This window comes from Kitasatospora sp. NPDC091257 (genome assembly GCF_044757675.1).
Lineage (GTDB): Bacteria > Actinomycetota > Actinomycetes > Streptomycetales > Streptomycetaceae > Kitasatospora > Kitasatospora lactacystinica.
The window spans coordinates 1-1,091 of record NZ_JBIVVI010001868.1 but is presented as its reverse complement, the minus strand read 5'-3'; the positions used below and the strand labels follow the sequence as shown (position 1 = coordinate 1,091).

1 protein-coding gene is annotated in these 1,091 nt (G+C 73.8%); it reads left to right on the top strand.

Annotation, left to right across the window (positions count from 1 at the left end):
* Nucleotides 1-584: 584 nt before the first annotated feature.
* A partial coding sequence (locus tag ACIQOV_RS42565; protein WP_401056645.1) for an ATP-binding protein occupies nucleotides 585-1,091 on the top strand: 507 nt, incomplete at its 3' end.

Sequence of the window (1,091 nt, the reverse complement as noted above, 5' to 3'; positions counted from 1 at the left end):
GTAGGGGTCCGGGTGGCGTCAACTCCCCGTGAGGATTTGCCGGGTGCGTCGCGACGGACTGTCGGATATCGCCTTTCCCTTTGTGCTGGTGCTCGGCGGCGGGGCGGTGATGACGAGGGACTCCTCGTGGGTGAACCGGTGAACTCCCGGTTCACCCGGCTCTGCCGGGCCGGCGGTCGAAAGGCGGGCCGGGGGAATCGATCCGTGTCGGCACGAACCGGTGGGTGCGCGGTGGCCGGCGGGCGCGGGTGGCGGTCCGCCGTCCCGGAGGCTGCCTGCGCGGGGCCGGTCCCGGATGCGGCCGGACGGGTTCGGGGTCGGTGCGCTCCGGTGTCGCGGGCGGAAAGTTCGTGCGTGAAACGTGATAAAAGCGGCTGGATCAAGCTCTGCCACAAACGTGATCGCGCCGTTTTCCGCGCGGTGAGTCGGTTCGTGTCGCTACTGGGTGAGGATCGGACCGGGAAGGCAACGTCACGGTATTCCCGCGGAAATGCGGATCCGGTGGCCGCGGGCGGCGATGCCCGGGCGGGGGAGGCGGGCCCGGGTCGGCGTCGCGGGTGGACAGGACGAAGGGACGGGATCGGATGCTCCTGGAGCGCGACGAGGTTCTTGGCATGGCTGCGACAGCGGCGGCGGCCGTACGGGCGGGCAGCGGGCGCTCGGTCCTGCTCTCGGCGCCGGTGGCCGGCCGGGGGCGGACCGCCGCGTTGGAGGCGATCGTCCGGCAGCAGGCCGGCGGCGACGCCATGCGCGTCGGACGGGCGCGCGGCGTACCGGAGGAGACGGCGTTCCCGTTCGGGCTGGTCCGGCAGCTCTTCGCGGACGACGAGGCCGTTCCCTTCTCGGCACCGGGCGGACCGGACGAACAGCGGCTGTTCCACCGGCTGGTGACGCGCCTGGCCCGGTCGGCCGCCGAGCGGCCGGCGCTGCTCGCGGTGGACGACCTCCACCACGCCGACGAGCCGTCCCGGCGCTGGATCGGCTACCTCGCCCGCCGCATCGCCGACATCCCCGTGCTGCTGGTGGCCACCGAGTGCGCCGACCGGTCCGGTCCGGCCGCCTTCCCGCCCGCCACGGGGGTGTCCGTCGCC